This window comes from Streptomyces sp. NPDC002403 (assembly GCF_053593015.1).
The window spans coordinates 402,816-421,756 of the sequence record NZ_JBSFBQ010000002.1; the positions used below are offsets into that span (position 1 = coordinate 402,816).

General features: G+C 70.7%; 17 protein-coding genes and 1 riboswitch. Of the genes, 12 read left to right on the top strand and 5 right to left on the bottom strand.

Annotated elements, in window-relative coordinates; all coding sequences use genetic code 11:
• Positions 1-15: 15 nt before the first annotated feature.
• Positions 16-417, bottom strand: a complete 402-nt coding sequence (locus ACWCPY_RS04280; protein WP_329815435.1) for a response regulator transcription factor — start codon at positions 415-417, stop codon at positions 16-18.
• A gap of 187 nt (positions 418-604) precedes the next feature.
• On the opposite strand from ACWCPY_RS04280, the gene ctaE reads away from it, so the two are divergent.
• The 6 genes from ctaE (at position 605) to ACWCPY_RS04310 (ending at position 7,712) form a co-directional block, all read left to right on the top strand.
• Positions 605-1,225, top strand: coding sequence for an aa3-type cytochrome oxidase subunit III (ctaE, locus tag ACWCPY_RS04285; protein ID WP_114244128.1), 621 nt, complete (start codon positions 605-607; stop codon positions 1,223-1,225).
• A gap of 62 nt (positions 1,226-1,287) precedes the next feature.
• Positions 1,288-2,097 (top strand): cytochrome bc1 complex diheme cytochrome c subunit, encoded by an 810-nt coding sequence (gene qcrC, locus ACWCPY_RS04290; protein WP_329815434.1) that lies wholly within the window; start codon positions 1,288-1,290, stop codon positions 2,095-2,097.
• A complete protein-coding gene (qcrA, locus tag ACWCPY_RS04295) occupies positions 2,094-3,146 on the top strand; it encodes a cytochrome bc1 complex Rieske iron-sulfur subunit (protein ID WP_451262784.1) in 1,053 nt (350 codons plus the stop codon). The genes qcrC and qcrA overlap by 4 nt, the downstream gene beginning before the upstream one ends.
• Complete coding sequence (gene qcrB, locus ACWCPY_RS04300) at positions 3,143-4,768, top strand: cytochrome bc1 complex cytochrome b subunit (protein ID WP_451262785.1); 1,626 nt, start codon at positions 3,143-3,145, stop codon at positions 4,766-4,768. The genes qcrA and qcrB overlap by 4 nt, the downstream gene beginning before the upstream one ends.
• 124 nt (positions 4,769-4,892) lie before the next feature.
• Positions 4,893-5,957 carry an anthranilate phosphoribosyltransferase gene (gene trpD, locus ACWCPY_RS04305; RefSeq protein ID WP_451262786.1) on the top strand — a complete coding sequence of 355 codons (1,065 nt, stop codon included), beginning with the start codon at positions 4,893-4,895 and terminating at the stop codon, positions 5,955-5,957.
• An 85-nt stretch (positions 5,958-6,042) separates the two neighbouring features.
• A riboswitch (SAM riboswitch) is annotated at positions 6,043-6,160 on the top strand.
• A 175-nt stretch (positions 6,161-6,335) separates the two neighbouring features.
• Positions 6,336-7,712 (top strand): aminotransferase class V-fold PLP-dependent enzyme, encoded by a 1,377-nt coding sequence (locus ACWCPY_RS04310; RefSeq protein WP_451262787.1) that lies wholly within the window; start codon positions 6,336-6,338, stop codon positions 7,710-7,712.
• A gap of 78 nt (positions 7,713-7,790) precedes the next feature.
• On the opposite strand, the gene ACWCPY_RS04315 is transcribed toward ACWCPY_RS04310, so the two are convergent.
• Together ACWCPY_RS04315 and ACWCPY_RS04320 are read right to left on the bottom strand one after the other, a co-directional pair.
• Complete coding sequence (locus ACWCPY_RS04315) at positions 7,791-8,072, bottom strand: Lrp/AsnC family transcriptional regulator (protein ID WP_072483264.1); 282 nt, start codon at positions 8,070-8,072, stop codon at positions 7,791-7,793.
• The gene (locus ACWCPY_RS04320; RefSeq protein ID WP_451262788.1) at positions 8,069-8,821 is read right to left on the bottom strand and encodes a rhomboid family intramembrane serine protease; all 753 of its coding nucleotides are present in this window, start codon (positions 8,819-8,821) and stop codon (positions 8,069-8,071) included. Before ACWCPY_RS04320 ends, ACWCPY_RS04315 begins: the two co-directional genes overlap by 4 nt.
• Before the next feature lie 164 nt (positions 8,822-8,985).
• Between ACWCPY_RS04320 and ACWCPY_RS04325 the strand changes: the two genes are divergently transcribed.
• From ACWCPY_RS04325 to ACWCPY_RS04345, 5 genes are all read left to right on the top strand, one after another.
• Positions 8,986-9,228 carry a hypothetical protein gene (locus ACWCPY_RS04325; RefSeq protein ID WP_014156692.1) on the top strand — a complete coding sequence of 81 codons (243 nt, stop codon included), beginning with the start codon at positions 8,986-8,988 and terminating at the stop codon, positions 9,226-9,228.
• A gap of 36 nt (positions 9,229-9,264) precedes the next feature.
• Positions 9,265-10,626, top strand: coding sequence for an NYN domain-containing protein (locus tag ACWCPY_RS04330; protein WP_451262825.1), 1,362 nt, complete (start codon positions 9,265-9,267; stop codon positions 10,624-10,626).
• 284 nt (positions 10,627-10,910) lie between these two features.
• Positions 10,911-11,939: an NlpC/P60 family protein gene (locus ACWCPY_RS04335; protein ID WP_451262789.1), complete on the top strand. Its 1,029-nt coding sequence runs from the start codon at positions 10,911-10,913 to the stop codon at positions 11,937-11,939.
• A 236-nt stretch (positions 11,940-12,175) separates the two neighbouring features.
• On the top strand, positions 12,176-13,207 hold the full coding sequence (locus ACWCPY_RS04340) for an NlpC/P60 family protein (RefSeq protein WP_451262790.1): 1,032 nt from the start codon (positions 12,176-12,178) through the stop codon (positions 13,205-13,207).
• 16 nt (positions 13,208-13,223) lie between these two features.
• On the top strand, positions 13,224-14,462 hold the full coding sequence (locus ACWCPY_RS04345) for a hypothetical protein (protein WP_451262791.1): 1,239 nt from the start codon (positions 13,224-13,226) through the stop codon (positions 14,460-14,462).
• Positions 14,463-14,532: 70 nt separating this feature from the next.
• Here ACWCPY_RS04345 and ACWCPY_RS04350 read toward each other — a convergent pair whose 3' ends face one another.
• Positions 14,533-15,783, bottom strand: coding sequence for a glycosyltransferase 87 family protein (locus ACWCPY_RS04350; RefSeq protein WP_451262792.1), 1,251 nt, complete (start codon positions 15,781-15,783; stop codon positions 14,533-14,535).
• A gap of 119 nt (positions 15,784-15,902) precedes the next feature.
• Here ACWCPY_RS04350 and ACWCPY_RS04355 point away from each other — a divergent pair, with 119 nt between their 5' ends.
• Positions 15,903-17,045: a glycosyltransferase family 4 protein gene (locus ACWCPY_RS04355; RefSeq protein WP_451262793.1), complete on the top strand. Its 1,143-nt coding sequence runs from the start codon at positions 15,903-15,905 to the stop codon at positions 17,043-17,045.
• A 60-nt stretch (positions 17,046-17,105) separates the two neighbouring features.
• Here ACWCPY_RS04355 and ACWCPY_RS04360 read toward each other — a convergent pair whose 3' ends face one another.
• Positions 17,106-18,902 carry an AMP-dependent synthetase/ligase gene (locus tag ACWCPY_RS04360; RefSeq protein ID WP_451262794.1) on the bottom strand — a complete coding sequence of 599 codons (1,797 nt, stop codon included), beginning with the start codon at positions 18,900-18,902 and terminating at the stop codon, positions 17,106-17,108.
• Positions 18,903-18,941 lie beyond the last annotated feature (39 nt).

The window sequence follows — 18,941 nt, forward strand, 5'->3', positions numbered from 1 at the left end:
GGCCGCGGCAGCCTCTCAGGCGTTCACGCAGTCCCTGCTGCGCAGCAGGGCGGCCAGGGCGTCCGCGAACTCGACCGGTTCGACCGGCAGGGTCACCGCGGCGTCCGCACGGCTCCAGGTGGCCAGCCAGGCGTCCTGCGGGCGCCCCATCAGCAGCAGCACCGGCGGGCAGTGGAAGATCTCGTCCTTGATCTGCCGGCAGACGCCCATGCCGCCCGCGGGCGCCGTCTCGCCGTCCAGCACGCAGACGTCGACGCCGCCGCGGTCCAGTGCCTCCAGGACGGCGGGCAGAGTGGCGCATTCCAGGAATTCCACCGGTGGCACATCAGCCGCGGGCCTGTGCCCGGCTGCCAGCCTCACCTGCTCACGGGTGTTGGCGTCGTCGCTGTAGACCAGGACCGTGGCGGTCGGCTGCATTGTTCCTCCGTGACATCTGTGTCTTCGGGGCTTTCCGGGCATGAACCGATGCGCGGATCGTACTCCGCCCGACGGTCGGTCAGCACCGCCCGGGACAGTGGTTCCATGGGCCGTTCGGGGAGGACACACCCGGCTGACACACCGAACGGCACCCCCCGGGGTGAGGGCGGGATAAGCGACCGACATAATGTCGGTCGTGGCGACAGCAACGACAGTAGAAACCGGGCACGCGCACCCGTCGGTCAATCGACCGAACCTCACCAGCGTCGGAACCATCATCTGGTTGAGTTCCGAGCTGATGTTCTTCGCGGCCCTCTTCGCGATGTACTTCACCCTGCGATCGGTGACGGGACCGGACCACTGGAAGGAAATGGCTTCGGCCCTGAACTTCCCGTTCTCGGCGACGAACACCACGATCCTGGTGCTCTCCTCACTCACCTGCCAGCTCGGCGTCTTCGCCGCGGAGCGGGGCGATGTGAAGAAGCTCCGTACCTGGTTCGTGATCACTTTCGTGATGGGTGCGATCTTCATCGGAGGCCAGGTCTTCGAGTACACCGAGCTGGTGAAGAAGGACGGCCTCTCGCTGTCCTCCGACCCGTACGGCTCGGTGTTCTACCTGACCACCGGCTTCCACGGTCTGCACGTGACAGGCGGTCTCATCGCCTTCCTGCTCGTTCTGGGCAGGACGTACGCAGCCAAGAGGTTCACCCACGAACAGGCGACCGCCGCCATCGTCGTGTCCTATTACTGGCACTTCGTCGATGTCGTGTGGATCGGCCTCTTCGCCACGATCTACATGATCAAGTAACCGGGCTCGAACCCGAACCACATCCAGCATCGACGCAGAAGATCCTGACACCGGGGTAATCCGTGAAAAAGCTCTCCGCACGACGACGCCATCCGTTGGCGGCGGTCGTCGTACTACTCCTCGCGCTGGCGGCCACTGGGGGGCTGTACGCCGCGTTTGCGCCCGCGAGTAAGGCGCAGGCCGACGAAACCGCCCAGTCCCTCGCCATCGATGAGGGCAAGAAGCTGTACTCCGTCGGTTGCGCCAGCTGCCACGGAACCGGCGGTCAGGGCACCACCGACGGGCCGAGCCTGGTCGGCGTGGGCTCCGCCGCCGTTGACTTCCAGGTCGGTACGGGCCGTATGCCGGCGCAGCAGCCCGGCGCCCAGGTGCCGAAGAAGAAGGTCATCTACAGCCAGGCGCAGATCGACCAGCTCGCGGCGTACGTCGCGTCGCTCGGCGCCGGCCCGATCATTCCGAACAAGAGCCAGGTCAGCCCTGAGGGTGCGGACATCGCCAAGGGTGGCGACCTGTTCCGTACCAACTGCGCGCAGTGCCACAACTTCACCGGTGAGGGCGGCGCGCTGACGAACGGCAAGTACGCGCCCAGCCTTGAGGGCGTGGACCCGAAGCACATCTACGAGGCCATGCAGACCGGCCCGCAGAGCATGCCGTCCTTCCCGGACACGACGATGCCCGAGCAGCAGAAGCGGGACATCATCGCGTACATCCAGACCGTCAACGGCGACCAGACGGAGAACCCGGGTGGTCTGAAGCTGGGCGGCCTGGGGCCGGTCAGCGAGGGGCTGTTCGCCTGGATCTTCGGGCTCGGCGCACTGATCGCAGTTGCCATTTGGGTCGCGGCCCACACCGCTAAGGCCAAGAAGTCATGAGTAGCCAAGAGATTCCAGAAGAGAACCTGCCCGCTGAGCAGGCCCCCGCGCACGACGCGGTAGAGACCGCGGGCGATCCGTTCGCCGACCCGGGGCTGCCGGCCCACAAGCCGCGCATCCAGGACATCGACGAACGGGCCGCGAAGCGCTCCGAGCGCGCCGTCGCGTTCATGTTCACGTTGTCCATGCTGGCGACGATCGGCTTCATCGCCTCGTACGTCATCTTCCCGGTCGACAAGATCGTGTACATCTGGCCCTTCGGCCATGTGAGCGCGCTCAACTTCTCCCTGGGTCTGACCCTGGGCGTGGCCCTCTTCGCGATCGGCGCCGGCGCCGTCCACTGGGCGCGCACGCTGATGTCCGACGTGGAGGTCGCCGACGACCGGCACGCCATCGAGGCGACGCCCGAGGTCAAGGCGAAGGTCCTGGCGGACTTCGCGGCAGGTGCCGAGGAGTCCGCGTTCGGACGGCGCAAGCTGATCCGCAACACCATGTTCGGCGCGCTGGCCCTGGTGCCGCTCTCCGGTGTGGTGCTGCTGCGCGACCTCGGTCCGCTGCCGGAGAAGAAGCTCCGCAACACCCTGTGGGCCAAGGGCAAGCAGCTCATCAACATGAACACGATGGAGCCGCTGCGTCCCGAGGACGTCGCCGTCGGTTCGCTGACCTTCGCCATGCCCGAGGGGCTGACGGAGGAGGCGGAGGACTTCCAGAACCAGATCGCCAAGGCCGCGCTGATGATCATCCGCATCCAGCCGGAGAACATCAAGGACAAGCGCGAGCGCGAGTGGGCCCACGAGGGAATCGTGGCCTTCTCCAAGATCTGCACCCATGTCGGCTGCCCGATCAGCCTGTACGAGCAGCAGACGCACCACGTGCTCTGCCCGTGCCACCAGTCCACCTTCGACCTCTCCGACGGCGCCCGCGTCATCTTCGGTCCGGCCGGTCACGCCCTTCCGCAGCTGCGGATCGGTGTGAACAGCGAGGGCAACCTCGAGGCGCTCGGTGACTTCGAAGAGCCCGTCGGTCCTGCATTCTGGGAGCGCGGATGAGTACTGCGACCGACACACAGCGCAAGGCGCCCGCCGGTGAGCGGGTGGCCGACTGGGCGGACGGCCGGCTCGGGATCTACTCCCTGGCCAAGGCCAACATGCGCAAGATCTTCCCGGACCACTGGTCCTTCATGCTCGGTGAGATCGCCCTCTACAGCTTCATCATCATCATCCTCACGGGTGTGTATCTGACGCTGTTCTTCCACCCGAGCATGAACGAGGTCGTGTACCACGGCTCGTACGAGCCGATGCAGGGCATCAAGATGTCCGAGGCCTACGCCTCGACGCTGGACATCAGCTTCGACGTCCGCGGTGGTCTGCTGGTTCGCCAGATCCACCACTGGGCCGCGCTGATCTTCCTGGCCGGCATGTTCGTGCACATGATGCGCGTCTTCTTCACGGGTGCGTTCCGCAAGCCGCGTGAGATCAACTGGCTGTTCGGCTTCCTGCTGTTCGTGCTGGGCATGTTCACCGGCTTCACCGGCTACTCGCTCCCGGACGACCTGCTGTCCGGTACGGGTGTCCGCTTCACGCAGGGCGCGATCCTGTCGATGCCGATCGTCGGGACGTACATCTCGATGTTCCTGTTCGGCGGAGAGTTCCCCGGTCACGACTTCGTCGCCCGGTTCTACTCGATCCACATCCTGCTGCTGCCGGGCATCATGCTCGGCCTGCTGGTGGCGCACCTGATCCTGGTCTTCTACCACAAGCACACGCAGTTCGCGGGTCCCGGCCGCACCAACAAGAACGTCGTCGGCATGCCGCTGCTGCCGGTGTACATGGCGAAGGCCGGCGGCTTCTTCTTCCTGGTCTTCGGCATCATCGCCGTCATCGCGGCCATCGCCTCGATCAACCCGATCTGGGCCATCGGCCCGTACCGCCCGGACCAGGTGTCCACCGGCGCCCAGCCCGACTGGTACATGGGCTTCGCCGAGGGTCTGATCCGAGTGATGCCGGGCTGGGAGATCAACCTCTGGGGTCACACGCTCGTCCTGGGTGTGTTCATCCCGCTGATGGCCTTCGGACTGGTGCTCGCGATCATCGCGGTCTACCCGTTCGTGGAGTCCTGGGTCACCGGCGACAAGCGCGAGCACCACATCCTGGACCGCCCGCGCAACGCCCCGACCCGGACGGCCTTCGGTGTCGCCTGGATCACCGAGTACGTCATCGTCTTCATCGGCGGTGGCAACGACCTGTGGGCCACGCACTTCCACCTGTCGCTGAACGCCATCTCCTGGTTCGTCCGGATCTTCATCTTCGTCGGACCGGTCCTCGCGTTCATCGCCACCCGGCGGATCTGCCTCGGCCTCCAGCGCCGCGACAAGGAGAAGGTGCTGCACGGGCGCGAGTCCGGCATCATCAAGCGCCTGCCGCACGGTGAGTTCGTCGAGATCCACGAGCCGCTCGGCCCCGAGCAGCTGCACACGCTCACCGCGCACGAGCAGTACAAGCCGGTCGAGATCGGCCCGACGGTCGACGAGAACGGTGTCGAGCGCAAGGTGTCGGCCCTGCAGAAGCTGCGGGCCCGGCTCAGCAAGGGTTACTTCGGCGAGGACAACCAGATCGCCAAGCCCACCGCCGAGGAGTACAAGGAGATCACCAGCGGCCACGGTCACCACTGATCGCCTGAACTGATCGCCACAGCGGGAGCCCCGTCCATTCGATGGACGGGGCTCTTTGCTGCCCCTGGCGCTCGATAGGGTGGAGGTCATCCCTTTTACCGGCTGTGGACCCCAGGAGCGGACCATGAACGTTGTGACCCCGATCGGCGGCGACAGCGTGGCGGACCGTACCTGGCCCGGCGTGCTGAACCCCCTGCTGCGCGGCGAGAACCTCACCGCCGACGACACCGCGTGGGCGATGGACCGCATCATGAGCGGTGAGGCCACCGATGTGCAGACCGCCGGGTTCGCGGTGGCGCTGCGGGCCAAGGGCGAGACGATCGACGAGGTGTCCGGCCTGGTACGGGCGATGTACGAGCACGCCAACACCATCCACGTACCCGGCCGCACGGTCGACATCGTGGGCACCGGCGGCGACCTCGCCAAGACCGTCAACATCTCCACCATGTCGGCGATCGTCATCGCCGGCACCGGCGCCAAGGTCGTCAAGCACGGCAACCGCGCCTCCTCGTCGGCGAGCGGCGCCTCCGACGTGCTGGAGAAGCTCGGCGTCAACCTGGACCTCTCCGCGCAGCGGGTCGTCGAGGTCGCCGAGGAGGCGGGCATCACCTTCTGCTTCGCGGTGAAGTTCCACCCCGCCCTGCGCTACGCGGCCAGGGCCCGCAAGGAGCTCGGCACGCCGACCACGTTCAACATCCTCGGGCCGCTCACCAACCCGGCCCGGGTGCGCTCCCAGGCCGTCGGTGTCGCCGACCTGCGGATGGCGCCCATCGTCGCCGGTGTCCTCGCCGAGCGCGGCAATTCGGCGCTGGTCTTCCGCGGCGACGACGGTCTGGACGAGCTGACCACGACCGCGACCTCCCGGGTCTGGGTGGTCCGGGACGGAGCGGTGCGCGAGGAGACCTTCGACCCGCGCGACGTCGGTCTGGAACTGGTGCCCGTGGAGGCCCTGCGAGGCGCGGACGCCTCGTACAACGCCGACGTGGCCCGGCGGGTCCTGTCCGGCGAGCGGGGGCCCGCCCGGGACGCCGTGCTGCTCAACTCCGCGGCGGCGCTGACGGCTCTCGACCCGACGGACGGCACGCTGGACGAGCAGCTCGCGGCCGGGATCGCGAAGGCCGCCGAGTCCATCGACTCCGGGTCGGCGGCGCGTGCGCTGGAGCGCTGGGTGGCGGCCAGCAACGCCTGAGACGGGCACAGATGTGGCGCAGGGCGCGGTCCGGATTCTGGACTGCGCCTTGCGCGCTTTCGTACGTATGGCAAGATGCTGGGCAGGTCATGAGTGACAGCGACTACGGCCCCGGCCCGCTGTCCGGCAACCCTCCGTCCGTGGCGGGGTGCCCCGGGTGAAGACCAGGCCGTAGGCAGCGAGGTCTGCGGCAAGCGCGGGCCCCTCGGCATCGGTGAATGCCAACCCCCGGGGTCCTGGTCCCTAGGGAGTCTCTTGTGAGCACGCGAATGCGATAGGGCCGTCGGCCCTCTTCCGCACACCCCTTTTCTCTTTTCCGCTGCGCTGCCGCGTATCCGCCGGCGCATGCGATTCGCCTGCCTCTTACGGGAGTTCGCCATGTCTGTCTTCACTGCTGCCGCCGACCAGTCGCTTTGTGCCCCTCTGCCGGTTCTGGGCAAGGATGTAACGGTTCCGCTGGTCACGGGTGGTGAGGTCACCTACGCCGCTCTCGATTACGCCGCCAGCGCCCCCGCCCTCCAGCGCGTCTGGGACGATGTCGCCGCGTACGCCCCGTACTACGGCAGCGTCCACCGTGGGGCCGGTTACCTCTCGCAGCTCTCCACGGACCTCTTCGAGAACAGCCGTGCCACCGTCGCGGAGTTCCTCGGCTGCCGCGCCGACGACCAGGTGATCTTCACCCGCTCGACCACCGACTCGTTGAACCTGCTGGCCGCGGTCGTCCCGGCCGACTGCCAGGTCTTCGTCTACGAGACCGAGCACCACGCCTCGCTGCTGCCCTGGCGCGACGCCCGGGTGACCTATCTGAACGCCCCGCGCACCCCCGCCCAGGCCGTCGAGACGCTGGAGCGCGCGCTCGCCGACCGCGAGCCCTACGGCCCCGCGCTGGTCTGTGTCACCGGCGCCTCCAATGTCACCGGAGAGCTGTGGCCGGTGAAGGAGCTGGCCGCCGCGGCGCACGCGCACGGTGCCCGGATCGTGCTGGACGCCGCGCAGCTCGCCCCGCACCACCCCGTCGACATCGCCGAGCTGGACGTCGACTGGGTCGCCTTCTCCGGACACAAGCTGTACGCGCCCTTCGGCTCGGGCGTCCTGGCCGGCCGGGCCGACTGGCTCCAGGCGGCCGAGCCCTACCTCGCGGGCGGCGGCGCCTCGCGCAAGGTCGCCCGCCGCACCGACGGCGGCGTGGACGTCGAGTGGCACTCCACCGCCGCCCGCCACGAGGCCGGTTCCCCCAATGTCATCGGCGTGTACTCCATCGCCTCCGCCTGCAAGGCGCTCACCGAGGCGGGCTTCGACAGCCTGGTCGCCCGGGAGCAGCACCTCGTGAACACGGTCCGGGCCGGCCTCGCCACCGTCCCCGAGGTCAAGGTGCTCTCGCTGTTCGGCGACGACGCCCCGCGGGTCGGCGTCATCTCCTTCGTGGTGGAGGGCTGGAACAGCTCGCACTTCGCCGCCGCGCTCTCCGCCGAGTACGGCATCGGGGTCCGCGACGGACTGTTCTGCGCCCACCCGCTGGTCCGCACCCTGCTGGGCAGCGACCCGCAGGAGGTCGGCGAGTGCGGCGCGCCGGAGGCCGAGCCTGGGGAGCGCTCGCTCAACGCGATCCGGGTGAGCTTCGGCGCCGGTACGCCGGACGAGCACATCGAGCGTTTCGTCCGCGCGGTCAGGGAGCTGGTCAGCGAGGGCGCCCAGTGGAAGTACCGCACCGAGGACGGCCGCTGCGTCCCGGACCGGGGTGCCGCGCAGCACTGACGGGCACACACAGCACTTCGGCGGGGGACGGGCAGCCCAGCCCGTCCCCCGCCGAAGTGTCACGTCGTGAAGGGGCGCCTACGCGTCGAGGCCGATGGCGAAGGCGGCCTCCAGGTCGTGCTGCGAGTAGGTACGGAACGCCACATGCGTGTCGGTGGCCTCGACTCCGGGGATCTTGCTGATCCGGCCGGGGATGACGTCGGCCAGGTCGTCGTGCCTGGCGACCCGGACCATGGCGATCAGGTCGTACGTACCGGTGACCGAGAAGACCTCGCTGACGCTGTCCAGCGCCGCGATGGCCTCGGCGATCTCGGGGATACGGTCCACGCTGGTTTTGATGAGCACGATCGCGGTGATCACGGCTGGCTTTCTCCCTCGGTGGCCGTGGCTGGTGTCTTCACTCTATCCGTACGCCGGAAACGTCCCCAGGCGTAGACGAAGCCCAGGGCGAAGCCCACCACATGGGCCAGATAGGCCACCCCCGGCCCCCCGTCGCCCGCGCCCTGGACCGCCAGCCACTGCAGGACGAACCAGAAGACCAGCACGATCCAGGCGGGGAAGCGCAGCGGCAGGAAGAAGAGGAACGGGAACAGGCTGGTGACCCGGGCCCTGGGGAACAGGTACAGGAACGCCCCGAGCACCGCCGAGATCGCCCCCGACGCCCCCACCAGCGTCTGGTCGGAGGTGGCGTGGGCGGCCGCGTAGGCGACCAGGGCGAGATAGCCGCAGATGACGTAGAAGAAGGTGAACCCGAGCCGGCCCATGCGTTCCTCGGTCATCGCGCCGAAGACGTACAGGAAGAGCATGTTGCCGAGCAGGTGCAGCCAGCTGCCGTGCACGAACAGGGCGGTGAGCGGGGTGAGCAGGGCGCGCGCCGAGCCCTCCCACAGCTCGCTGGGGATCACGCCCCAGCGTTCGAAGTACCCGGCCTGGGCGGCGAGCAGGGCGTCGGCGGTCCCCGGCACCGGGGCGAGGCCGGAGAGCGGGCTGATCACGAAGACCACGGCGCAGACCGTGATCAGGGCATGGGTCACCAGCGGGCCGCCCGAGGTGACCGTCCGTAGCAGCCCACCGGTCAGCCTGCCGGTCACAGCTCGCCGATCGATCATGAACAGAGCATGACGCAAGCGGAGGGAACGGGACAGACCGCCTCGCCGTGTCGGGGGGACGCGGCAAGGCCGTAGGGTTACGACAGGACATCCGCAGTTCGACGGCGCACCGCGAGATCCTTGAAGGCAAGGCAGCACGAGGCTCGACGAAAGAGGACGCAACGATGACGACGGTTCCCCAGCCGACCGACGGGACTCGCTGGCGCTGCACGCTCTGCGGAAATCTCACGCGCTTCGACGTGACGCGCTCCTCGAAGGTCGTCGAATACGTCCATCTCGACCTGGCCGGTGAGTCCAGCGTCGAGGAACGCGAGGTGGTCAGTGAGACCATCGAGTCGGTGCGTTGCCGGTGGTGCAACGCGGTGGACCAGATCGAACTGGTGGACAGGCCGGGTGCCGACTCCTGACGGAGCCGCGCCCACAGACATTTGGGGTGACGGATGGTGGAGCAGCCCGAGAGCGGCGCCGAGTCGGCCGAGGCGGCCGACGACGCCGTCGAGGCGCTCGACCGCCCGCTGCCCGAAGGCGTGCGGCGGCGGGTCGTCGCGCTGGTCTCGGACGCGTTCGGCGGCCTGACCGTCACCGAACTCCCCGCCCAGCTGCGGCAGTACGCCCGCTTCACCCCGAACCGGCGGGCCAAGTTCGCCGGGAACGCCATGGCGGCCGCCCTGGAGGGCGACGCGCTGTTCCGGCAGCGCATCGGCGAGCGGCTCAAGGAGGAGCAGCCGGAGCTGGCCGCCGCCCTGGAAGCCGGTGCTCCGCCCGCCGCAGCCGACCCCGTCGATGTGGCCGCGGCGGCCTATGTGCTGCGCCCGGCGGGCTGGGTGAAGCTGGTCGCCGCCGCGGGCGAGGAGGCCCAGCGCGCCGACGCCGAGCGCATCGACGAGGAGAGCCGCCGCGAGCTGGACCGGCTGCGCGAGGAGCTCGCCCGGGCCCGCTCGCAGACGAAGAGCGAGACGGAGCGGCTGCGCGGCGAGCTGGAGGCGGCCCGCAAGGAGGCCGAATCCCTTCAGCGCAAGCTGCGCAGTGCCGTCAACGAGGTCAGGCGCGGAGAGGCCGCGCTGCGCCGCAGCCGGGCCGAGACCGACACCGTACGGTCCGAGGCGGCCGCACAGGTCTCCGCGGCCGAGAGCGAGAGCCGTCGGCTCAAGGCGCGGCTGGGGGAGGCCGAGGCGTCGGTGGAGGCGGGCCGCCGGGCCGCCAGGGAGGGCCGCTCGGTCGAGGACATGCGGCTGCGACTGCTGCTGGACACGGTGCTCGACGCGGCGAGCGGACTCCGTCGCGAACTGGCCCTGCCGCCCTCCTCGCTCCGCCCCGCCGACGGTGTCGACGCGGTCGAGCCGGGCCGGATGTCGCCCAAGGACATTGCCGCCAGGGCCCTTTCGGAGACCGACCCGGCCCTGCTCGACCAGTTGCTCGCGCTGCCGCAGGCGCATCTGATCGTCGACGGCTACAACGTCACCAAGACCGGCTACCCGCAGCTGCCGCTGGAGAAGCAGCGGTTGAGGCTGCTGGGCGGGCTCTCGGTGCTCGCGGCGCAGACCGGCGCCGAGATGACCTGCGTCTTCGACGGGGCCGAGCTGGCGGCCCCGGTGCTGCTCGCGCCGCCGCGCGGGGTCCGGGTGCTGTTCAGCAAGCCCGGGGTGACCGCCGACGAGCTGATCCGCCAGCTGGCGCGCGCCGAACCTCCGGGCAGGCCCGTCGTGGTGGTCTCCACCGACCGCGAAGTCGCCGACGGAGTGGCGAAGGCGGGCGCCAGGCCCGTTGCGTCCGTCTTGCTCCTGAAGCGCCTTTCGCGCGTCTAGCGGCACTTGCCGGGTCTCGGCGGAAATCGGGGAACGGTCCGTCAGGCCGCAGCTACGCCCTGTGTGTCATGGGTAAAGAAGTGCAGCCCGTGATGAGATTTTTCGGGTGAGGATTTGAACTGATCACAAGTTGGTCACTAGGGTCGGGCCTCGAACCTTCGCACGGTTGATCACCCATCCGGGGTGACGGTGAAGGCACCGCCGAGTCCGTGGCATGCACGGAGCCGGGGATCCCAGTCCCCCACAGCCCGGTAGGCGGCTCGAGGAAGAAGGAGCTCGCCTCCGTGGCGTCCCACCGTCGTCCCAAACCGCCGAGCCGCGCCCGTGTGACCGTGCTCACCGCGACCGCCGCCGCGGCCGTGGCCCTGACCTCCCAGGCGGCCCACGCCGACCCGAAGCCCTCCAAGGGCGAGGTCAAGGCGAAGGTCGAGAAGCTCAACCACGAGGCCGGCGCGGCCAATGAGCAGTACTACGGCGCCAAGGAGAAGCAGCAGAAGCTGGAGAAGGAAGTCAGCGCGCTGCAGGACAAGGTGGCCCGCGGCCAGCAGGAGATCAACACGCTCCGCAACGGCCTCGGTTCGCTCGCCGCCGCGCAGTACCGCTCCGGTGGCATCGACCCGTCGGTGCAGCTCTTCCTCTCGTCCAACCCGGACACCTTCCTCGACGAGGCCTCGGCCCTCGACCAGTTGACGGCCAAGCAGACCGAGACCCTGGGGAAGATCCAGGAGAAGCAGCGGGTCCTCGCGCAGGAGCGCAAGGAGGCCCAGGACAAGCTCGGTGACCTCGCGGACGTACGCAAGTCGCTCGGCGCGAAGAAGCAGAAGCTCCAGAGCAAGCTGGCCGAGGCGCAGCGCCTGCTCAACACCATGACCCAGGCCGAGCGCACGAAGATGCGCGAGGACGAACAGCGCGCCAGCCGCGCCGCGGGTGAGCGGGTCGAGCTGGGCAACGAGGCCCCCGCCTCCGCCTGGGGCGCTGCCGCCCTGAACGCCGCCGCCACCCAGAAGGGCAAGCCGTACGGCCGCGGTGGCACGGGCCCCGGATCCTTCGACTGCTCCGGGCTGACCCAGTGGGCCTACGCCCAGGCCAACGTCCAGATCTCCCGGGTCACGTACACCCAGGTCAACGACGGTGTCCGCATCGGGCGCAGCGCCCTGAAGCCGGGCGACCTGGTCTTCTTCAACAACACCGAGCACGTGGGCCTCTACGCGGGCAACAACACCGTCCTGCACGCCCCGTACCCGGGCACCGTCGTCCGCTACGAGTCGATGGACACCATCGGCAGCTTCCAGTTCGGCGTGCGCGTCGGCTGACGACGCCCGAACGGGCGAATTCCCGCGCCCGCCCGGACAGTCCGCCCCGCCGGAGACCACAGGTCACCGGCGGGGCGTCGCCGTTTCCGCCGCCCTCCGTCCGGCGCGGCCGTTCGCCGCTCCGTGATCACCCGACTACTGTCTGCCTGCCGTGCAGCTCCCGTTCGTCGGTCCGCCCGCCCCGGGCGGCAGGGGCTGCGCGCGCCTGCGTACAGCGGAAGGGAGTGCGGCGTCCTGTGGTGTCCCATCGCCGTTCCACACAGTCCGGCCTCAACCTGAGCGTCCGGGCCACCGTTCTGTCGGCCGCGGCGGCGACCGCCGCCGCCACCCTCGGGGCGGCCACCGCGAACGCCGACCCGCAGGACGCCCCCCGGACCGCCAGGGCCCGCATCGACCTGCTGTACACCCAGGCCGAGCGGGCCACCGAGCAGTACAACAAGGCCGGTGAGAACGCCGACCGGCTGCGCGGCGAGGTCGGCCGGGCCCAGGACCGGGCGGCCCGCGGCCAGGAACAGGTCAACCGGATGCGTACGGTGCTGGGTTCGGCGGCGAGCGCGCAGTACCGAACCGGTGGCATCGATCCCTCGCTCGCCCTGCTGCTCTCCTCCGACCCGGACAGCTATCTCGACCGGGCCGCCGTGCTGGAGCGGCTGACCGGCCTTCAGGCCACCGAGCTGAGGCAGCTCCAGCAGGTCCAGCGCGGGCTCGCGCAGACCCGCGCGGAGGCGGACCGCGCGCTGGCCGAGCTGGAGCGCAACCGGGCGGCCGCCACCCGGCACAAACGGACCGTCGAGCGCAAGCTCACCGAGGCCAGGAAGCTGCTGGCCACACTGTCCGGCGCCGACCGGGCGCAGTTCGAGCGGGCCTCGCGCTCCGGCCGCGACGGCGCGTTCCCGGCGATCGCCGATCTGCCGGCCGGCTCCGCACGCGCGGCGGTGGCCGTCGCGGCGGTCCGGCAGGCACTGGGCCGCCCGTACGTCTGGGGGGCCAACGGGCCGGCCGGATTCGACTGTTCCGGGCTGATGCAGTGGGCGTACGCCCAGGCCGGGGTCAGCCTGCCGCGGACCTCGCAGGCCCAGCGGTACGCGGGACACATGGTGCCGCTCTCCGAGGCCCGCCCCGGAGACCTGGTGGTCTACCGCGCGGACGCCGGGCACGTGGCGATGTACGTCGGCAACGGCCAGGTGATCCACGCCCCGTACCCCGGGGCCCCGGTGCGCTACGACCCCGTCGGCATGATGCCCGTCTCGTCGGTCACCCGCGTCTGACCGTACCCTCGATCGGGTGAGCGGCAGGCGGGGACGGAACGGCGGGCGGCGGGCGGCGGGGGCGCTGCTCGCCGGGCTGCTGCTCGTCTCCGGCTGCGCGGCCCCCGGCCATGACGCCGCCCCCGGGGCCACCGCCCGGGGCATCCGCGCCACGCTGGACCGCCGGGCCGCCGCCGTGCTCGACCACGACACGGACGCCTTCCTGGCCACGACGGACCCCGGGGCCACCGGGCTGCGCACGGCCGAGCGCAGGGAGCTCGCCAACCTCGCGGACGTACCTCTCGGCTCATGGACGTACCGGCTGCACGACGTGACCGGGCAGGGGACCGACCGGGCCACCGCCGAGGTCGAGCTGCGCTACCGGATCAAGGGCTACGACACCGCCCCGGTCACCGCGGACCGGGTGCTCGACCTGAGACGGGACGGGGCGGACGGCCGCTGGTACGTCGTCGGGGACCGGGACGGCGGGGACGGCGCCCGCCAGCTCTGGCAGCAGGGCGACGTACGGGTGGTGCACGGCACGCACAGCCTCGTGCTCGGCGTCGGCCGCACCGGACAGGAGCTGCGCGCCATCGCCCGGACCGCGGACCGCGCGGTGCCCGCCGTCTCCCGCGCCTGGCCGGAGCGCTGGGCGGGCCGCGTGGTGGTGCTCGTGCCGCGCACGGTGGACGACATGGCGGAGCTGCTGGGGTCGTCGGCGGACTACCGGGGCATCGCCGCCGTCACCACGGGGCAGACCGGCGGCGCGGGCCGGACCCCCGCCGACCGGGTGATCGTCAACCCGCAGGCGTACGGCACGCTCGGCGCCTTCGGACAGCGGATCGTCCTCACCCACGAGACCACCCATGTCGCCACCCGCGCCCACACCTCCGCCGGGACCCCGGCCTGGCTCTCCGAGGGTTTCGCGGACTGGGCCGCCTACCGCTCCGAGGACCGCACCCCGGCACGGATCGCGCCCGAACTCGCCGGTGCCGTCCGGCGCGGCGACCTGCCCGCCGGGCTCCCCACGGACGAGGACTTCGGCTTCGCGGGCGACCCCGCGCGCCTGGCGAGGGCGTACGAGGGCGGCTGGGCGGCCTGCGAGCTGATCGCCGACCACTGGGGCGAGAAGAAGCTGTTCGCCTTCTACCGGGCCGTCGGAGGGCACCGGCGACGGGACGGAGCGGTGGAGCAGGCCATGCGCGAGGTGCTCGACACGACCCCGCAGGACTTCACCGCGCTCTGGCGGGAGTATCTGCGCTCCGGGCTCGGCTAGGGCCGCTCGTTTGGATCACGCCGGGCTCGCGGGGCCTGGCACGCACACTCGCCGCGTTGTACGAAAGACCCTAGGAGCCGACCGGCTCCGCCTCCCGGCCGGGACCAGGCCGCACGGCGGCCCCGCGGTCGTCGCGCGCCGCCCCGGGGACCGTCCGCCGCCACAGCCGGCGGCAGGCGATCAGCGTCGCCGCGACCAGCAGGCCGTTGCGCAGGACCATCAGCGTCACGCCGGTCGTGTCGCTGGTCACCACGTGCGTGAACCCGAGCGGGAACTCCCACTGGGTGACCCCCGTCGCCAGCAGCACCAGACCGGCCGGCAGCACCATCCGGCTGTCGCGGAACACCAGGCAGACCGCCGCAAGACCGACCAGCCACAGCATGTACTGGGGGCTGATCACCCGGCTCGTCGTCGTGAACAGCAGCACCGCCACGAACGCCGCGTCCGCCGGGGTGCTCGCGCCGAAGTCACGGGCCTGCAGCCGCCACATCAGCAGCCAGCCGAACGCGAGCACGGACAGACCGAGGGCGAGCGTGCTCACCAGTGGCACGTACGGACCCAGGAACTCCATCGAGCCGTAGTGGTACTCCACCCGCCCCTGCCAGCCGAACTGCCGCGCCACGTGGAAGACCAGCGCGCCCAGCGACTCGACCTCGGTGCCCCGGTCGCGCTGGGCGCCGAGGAAGGCCAGCGCCCCCGGCATCGCCACGGCGCACCCCACCAGCAGCCCGGCCGCCGTCACCGCCGCGGCCGTCCACGCCAGCCGCGTGCGCCGGCCGCGCGCCGTACCGGCCAGGACCAGCGCCGGCCACACCTTCAGCAGCGCACCGACCGCGGCCAGCACCCCCATCACCCGCGGATGCCGCAGCCCCGCCAGGAGCGCCGCCACCGCCACCGCCGTGACCATCACGTCGTAACGGGCGTACGCGGTCGTGCCGAGCAGCGGCACCCCCGCCACCCACACCCAGGTGCCCGCCACCGACCGGCCGCCGCCCCGGCCCGCGTACAGCAGCAGCGCCAGCACCAGCCCGTCGCACACGAATGCGAGGACGAAGAAGGCAGAGGCGTAGTCCAGGAACGGCAGCAGCGCGGGGGAGAGGACGGCCAGCGCGGCCAGCGGCGGGTACTGCCAGGTGACGTCGGACTCCGGATACGTACCGGTCTTCAGGACCTCGGACCAGCCGTGGTAGATCACCGAGACATCGCTGGTCACGTCCGGTCCGGGCAGGGTGATCACCTTGGTGACGAAGAGCAGCAGCGCGACCCTGGTCAGGGCCCACACCGCCGCGGCGGCGAGCCGTGCGCCGGTCGATCCCGTCATGAACCCTCATCCGTATTCGTCATTCGCCGGTCGTTGCCCGGTGGGTATGAGGAGCCATGATGCCCGCACGGCCGGTGCGGGAGCCATCGGGGACGGAATGCCCGGTACTGTCGGCCGGGATGGACAAGACCCTGATCGTGACCAACGACTTCCCGCCCCGCCCCGGCGGCATCCAGGCGTTTCTGCACAACATGGCGCTGCGCCTGGACCCCGGACGGATCGTCGTCTACGCCTCCACCTGGAAGCGGACCGCCGAAGGAGTCGCGGCCACCGCCGCCTTCGACGCCGAGCAGCCGTTCACCGTGGTGCGCGACCCGACGACGATGCTGCTGCCGACCCCCCGGGTCACCCGGCGCGCGGTCCGGCTGCTGCGCGAACACGGCTGCACCTCCGTCTGGTTCGGCGCCGCGGCCCCGCTCGGGCTGATGGCACCGGCGCTGCGCAGGGCCGGCGCCCGCCGCCTGGTCGCCACCACCCACGGGCACGAGGCGGGCTGGGCCCAGCTCCCCGCGGCCCGGCAGCTGCTGCGACGGATCGGCGAGGGCACGGACACGATCACCTATCTGGGGGAGTACACCCGCTCCCGGATCGCCCCCGCGCTCAGTCCCGGGGCCGCGGCGCGCATGGCTCAACTGCCGCCCGGTGTCGACGAGAAGACCTTCCACCCGGGATCGGGCGGGGACCGGGTCAGGGCCGGGCTCGGCCTCGCGGACCGGCCCGTCGTCGTCTGTGTGTCACGGCTCGTGCCGCGCAAGGGCCAGGACACACTGATCCTCGCGATGCCCGCGATCCTGGCGCAGGTGCCGGACGCGGTACTCCTGATCGTCGGCGGCGGACCGTACGCCAAGGAGCTGAAGCGGCTGGCCGCTCAGACCGGGGTCGAGGAGTCCGTGCGGTTCACCGGACCGGTGCCGTGGGAGGAGCTGCCCGCCCACTACGGCGCGGGCGACGTCTTCGCCATGCCGTGCCGGACCCGTCGCGGCGGCCTGGACGTGGAGGGGCTCGGCATCGTCTTCCTGGAGGCCTCCGCGACCGGTCTGCCGGTGGTGGCGGGCGACTCGGGCGGCGCGCCCGACGCGGTGCTCGACGGCGAGACCGGGTGGGTGGTGCGCGGCGGCAGCGTGGAGGAGACGGCCGACCGGATCGTCACCCTGCTCCACGACCCGGAGCTGCGGCAGCGGATGGGGGAGCGGGGCCGGGCCTGGGTCGAGGAGAAGTGGCGCTGGGACCTGCTCGCCGAACGGCTGCGGGCGCTGCTCTGAGCCACGTACGCGAGAGGGCCCGCACACGCCGTGCGGGCCCTCTCGCGTACGGATACCGGGTCAGCCCCGGTAGATCGACTCGATCTCGTCCGCGAAGTCCTTCGCCACCACACTCCGCTTCAGCTTCAGCGACGGCGTGATGTGGCCCGCCTCCTCGGTGAACTGCGTGTCCAGGATGCGGAACTTGCGCACCGACTCCGCCTTGGAGACAGCCGCGTTCCCGTCGTCCACGGCCCGCTGCACCTCGGCCAGCAGCTCCGGGTCCTCGCGCAGCGACCGGGCCGTCGAGCCGGACGGCCTGCCGTGCTCCTCGGCCCAGCGGCCCAGGAACTCCTCGTCCAGGGTGACCAGCGCGCCCACGAACGGCCGCCCGTCGCCGACCACCATGCACTCGGCGACCAGGGCGTGGCCCCGGATCCGGTCCTCGATCACCGCGGGAGCGACGTTCTTGCCGCCCGCCGTGACGATGATCTCCTTCTTGCGGCCGGTGATCGCGAGGTAGCCGTCCTCGTCGAGCGTGCCGATGTCACCGGTGTGGAACCAGCCGTCGGCCAGCGCGTCGGCCGTGGCCGCCTCGTTGTTCCAGTAGCCGGTGAACAGGTGCTCGCCGTGCAGCAGCACCTCTCCGTCGTCCGCGATCCGCACGACCGAACCGGGCAGCGGCTGGCCGACCGTACCGATCTTCTGCCGGTCCCACGGGTTGAAGGCGGTGGCCGCACAGGTCTCGGTCAGGCCGTAGCCCTCCAGGACCGTGAAGCCGATCCCCCGGTAGAAGTGGCCGAGCCGCTCGCCCAGCGGCGCGCCGCCGGAGATCGCGTACTCACCGCGCCCGCCGAGCACCGCGCGCAGCTTGCCGTAGACCAGCCGGTCGAAGATCCGGTGCTTCAGCCTCAGACCCAGGGGCGGGCCCTGGGGGGTGCCCAGCGCACGGCTGTACGCGATCGCGGTGCTCGCGGCCTTGTCGAAGATCCGGCCCTTGCCGTCGGCCTGCGCCTTGGCGCGCGCCGCGTTGTAGACCTTCTCGAAGACCCGCGGCACACCGAGGATCAACGTCGGCCGGAACGAGGCCAGTTCATCGGTGAGGTGCTTGATGTCCGGTACGCAGCCGAGCTTGATCGGAGCCATCACCGAGGCCACCTCGACCAGCCGTCCGAAGACGTGCGCGGCGGGCAGGAAGAGCAGCACGGAGCACTCGCCGGTACGGAAGAGCGGCTTCAGCCGCTCCACCACGTTGCCGCACTCGGCGAAGAAGCTGCGGTGCGTGAGCACACAGCCCTTGGGGCGGCCGGTGGTGCCCGAGGTGTAGACGATGGTGGCCGGGTCGTCCGCCTTGGCGCTCGCCATCCGCAGGTCCAGCGTCTCGTCCGAGACGTCCTGCCCGGTCGCCGTCAGCCCGCGGATCGCGTCGTCCTCGATCTGCCAGATGCCCTTCAGGGCCGGCAGGCCGGCCTGGACGGAGACCACGGAGGCCTGGTGCGCCTCGGACTCCACGAGACACAGCGTGGCGCCGGAGTCACCGAGGATCCACTGGATCTGCTCGGGCGAGCTGGTCTCGTACACCGGGACGGTGACCGCGCCCGCGCTCCAGATCGCGAAGTCGAGCAGCACCCACTCGTAGCGGGTGCGCGAGAGCAGGGCCACCCGGTCGCCGGCCTCGACACCCGCCGCGATCAGACCCTTGGCGACGCCTCTGACCTCGGCCAGGAACTGCGTGGCGTCGACATCCGTCCACCGGCCCCCCACCTTGCGGCTCATCACCGCGACATCGGGATGCTGAGCGGCATTGCGGCGGATGAGATCCGTCAGGTTGCCGTCCGAGGGGACCTCGTACAGGGCCGGAAGGCTGAACTCGCGCAAGACTGCTGCTCCTCATCGGGCTCCGGTGCCACGGCTCTG